Origin of the sequence: Bradyrhizobium genosp. SA-3 (assembly GCF_004212635.1) — a bacterium.
GTDB lineage: Bacteria > Pseudomonadota > Alphaproteobacteria > Rhizobiales > Xanthobacteraceae > Bradyrhizobium.
The window spans coordinates 1-2726 of sequence record NZ_PSRT01000285.1 but is presented as its reverse complement, the minus strand read 5'-3'; the positions used below and the strand labels follow the sequence as shown (position 1 = coordinate 2726).

Genomic DNA, 2726 nt, shown 5'->3' with positions numbered 1-2726 from the left:
CCCGGATGGAGCGAAGCGTAATCCGGGACTCTCGTCGCGACATAAACCCCGGATTTCGCTTCGCTCCATCCGGGCTACAGGCCTACAGCCTCACGTTTCAGCGCCGCGCCAGCCTTGTAAGATAGGCGCAGAACATGTCGGCCATGGCATCGGCATAGGCTGCGATCTCCGCCTCGCTCCGCGTCTCTTCCGAAAAATTCTTGCCGACCTCGCTGAGCGTCGTCGTGATCAGCTCGCCGGCAAGGCTGCGCGTCGCATCCGAGGCTTTGGGCAGCGCCTCCCGCATGAAGGCGGCGACGATGCCCTCGCCGGCCGCCCGTGCGTCCTGCGCCTCGGGCGCGTCGCGATAGAGCGGTGCGGCATCACTGAGAGCGATGCGGATCGCAGCCTCCTCGCACTCGGAGCGAATGAAGGCATGGACCAGCGCGCGCAGCCGCGCCGGCGGCGGCTTCGCCCGGTCCGCGAGGATGCCGGCGAGCATCTCGCTGGTGCGCCGCCATTCATCGCTTTGAAGGCGGAACAGGATCGCCGCCTTGTTCGGAAAATATTGATAGAGCGATCCGACGCTCACCCCGGCCCGCTCCGCCACTCGCGCCGTCGTGAAACGCTGCGCCCCCTCCTTCGCCAGGACCTGAACAGCGGCATCCAGGATGGCCGCCACCAGCCCGGTGGAGCGGGCCTGTTGAGGCTGTTTTCGCGAGGAAATTGAACGACTTCGACGGTCGGCCATGGCGCCTGCGAGCAATGCGAATAGGAAATGCGATGAATTAGTCGTATTTCGGTCACCGCGCAAGCACGCGCTTCGCCGCGAACTCTGGAGACACCAAATGACCACCCCAACCATCACATCGCTTGCGCCGCTGCTGGATCGACTGTTCAACGAGGCCGAAGCAGCAAGCGGCGCAACGCTAGCTGCCATCGCCGATGTGTCCGATGCCGACCGGGCGCGGATGTTGCGGAGCAAGACCGCCTACCGCGATCTCTATGGACGCCTAAAGGACGCCCCGCTCGCGGTCTCGCGCGAGACGGGTTCGCTGCTCTACATGCTGGCGCGCAGCTCCCGCGCCAGGACCATCGTCGAGTTCGGCACCTCGTTCGGCATCTCGACCCTGCACCTTGCCGCAGCTCTGCGCGACAATGGCGGCGGCCGCCTCATCACCAGCGAGTTCGAGCCGTCCAAGGCGGCCCGGGCGCGGGACAACCTCTCGGCCGGCGGAGTGATCGATCTCGTCGAAATCCGCGAGGGCGATGCGCTGAAGACGCTCAGTGCCGATCTGCCTGACACGATCGACCTCGTGCTGCTCGACGGTGCCAAGGCGCTCTACTCCGATATCCTGGATCTGCTCGAAGGCCATCTCAGGCCGGGCGCGATCATCGTCGCCGACAACGCCGACGACAGCCCCGATTATCTGGCGCGCATACGTGCGCCCGGAAGCGGCTATATGTCGACGGCCTTTGCCGAAGACGTCGAGCTCTCGGTGCGGATCAACTAAAGCCGCGTCCAATCGCCAACCGCAGGCCGCCGCACGATGCATCGCGCGGCGGCTTCGTGTCGTCAGCGGCCTATCTTGGAAACTCCGGTCCCGGCGCGTTCCGCGTCTGTCGCAGGCTCGTCACTCACACGTGATACCTGCTCCTGGCAAAGCCATGCTCCACACGCTAAACATACCTACCACGCGGTATCTTTCCTCGCTACGTTCGAGCTCGTCATGACCTCCGCTTTCAATGCCTACGCGGCACTCGCTCTCGCCATCGTCTTCGAGGTCACCGCCTCCGCCTTCCTGCAGCAGTCGGCGCAGTTCACCCGGCCGTGGCCGACGCTGGCGATGGTGCTGTTCTACGTCGCCTCGTTCTATGCGCTGTCGGTCGCGATCCGCGTCATTCCCCTCAGCATCGCCTATGCGATCTGGGGCGGGGTCGGCATCATCCTGACCGCCACGGTCTCCTTCATGCTGTTCCGTCAGATGCTGGACGCCGCCGCCTTCGTCGGCATCGCGCTGATCGTGTCCGGGGTCGTGATCATCAACCTGTTCTCGGAGACCACGGTGCATTGATGCCGGAAAGCCGCTACACCCGCGCCAAGCAGCCCGAGCAGGTGCGGCGCGCCCTGCTCGACCACGCTGCTGCCATTGCCATGGACCACGGCGTCTCCGGCGTCACGGTGCAGGCGGTCGCTGCGGCGGCCGGCGTCACCAAGGGCGGTCTGTTTCATCATTTCGGCAGCAAGCAGGCGCTGATCGAGGGCCTGTTCGCCGATCTCCTCGCCCGCGTCGATGCCGAGATCGACAGCGCTATCGAGTCGGATCCCAAGCCGCGCGGCAGCTTCACGCGCGCCTATGTGAATGCGGTGTTCACCGGCAAGGCCTTCGGCTTCGCAACGCCCTGGGCAGCGCTGAGCATGGTCGTCGTCACCGATCCGTCGCTGCGCCGGCTCTGGAACGACTGGATCAAGGCCCGGCTGAAGCGCCATCGCGCCACCGATAGCGCGCCCGATCTTCACGTAATCCGCCTCGCCGCCGACGGCGCCTGGCTGTCATATGTCACGACAGGACAGACACGCATGAGCGCCGACCTGCGCGCCGTGCACGACCGCCTGATCGCGCAGACCTATCGACGCGGATAGGCGCCCTGTGCGCTATCCCGTAGCTCGGATGGAGCGCAAGCGTAATCCGGGAGACCTGTCACCGCAGATGCACCTCCCCGGATTGCACTACGCTCCATCCGGG

General features: G+C 65.4%; 4 protein-coding genes. 3 read left to right on the top strand and 1 reads right to left on the bottom strand.

What is annotated here, in order from left to right; genetic code table 11:
* Nucleotides 1-97: 97 nt before the first annotated feature.
* The gene (locus CWO91_RS41985; RefSeq protein ID WP_130221144.1) at nt 98-730 is read right to left on the bottom strand and encodes a TetR family transcriptional regulator; all 633 of its coding nucleotides are present in this window, start codon (nt 728-730) and stop codon (nt 98-100) included.
* Nucleotides 731-827: 97 nt separating this feature from the next.
* On the opposite strand from CWO91_RS41985, the gene CWO91_RS41980 reads away from it, so the two are divergent.
* The 3 genes from CWO91_RS41980 (at nt 828) to CWO91_RS41970 (ending at nt 2623) form a co-directional block, all read left to right on the top strand.
* Nucleotides 828-1493, top strand: a complete 666-nt coding sequence (locus tag CWO91_RS41980; RefSeq protein ID WP_130221143.1) for an O-methyltransferase — start codon at nt 828-830, stop codon at nt 1491-1493.
* Nucleotides 1494-1709: 216 nt separating this feature from the next.
* Nucleotides 1710-2054 carry a DMT family transporter gene (locus CWO91_RS41975; RefSeq protein WP_130221142.1) on the top strand — a complete coding sequence of 115 codons (345 nt, stop codon included), beginning with the start codon at nt 1710-1712 and terminating at the stop codon, nt 2052-2054.
* Complete coding sequence (locus tag CWO91_RS41970; RefSeq protein ID WP_130221141.1) at nt 2054-2623, top strand: TetR/AcrR family transcriptional regulator; 570 nt, start codon at nt 2054-2056, stop codon at nt 2621-2623. The genes CWO91_RS41975 and CWO91_RS41970 overlap by 1 nt, the downstream gene beginning before the upstream one ends.
* Nucleotides 2624-2726: the final 103 nt, after the last annotated feature.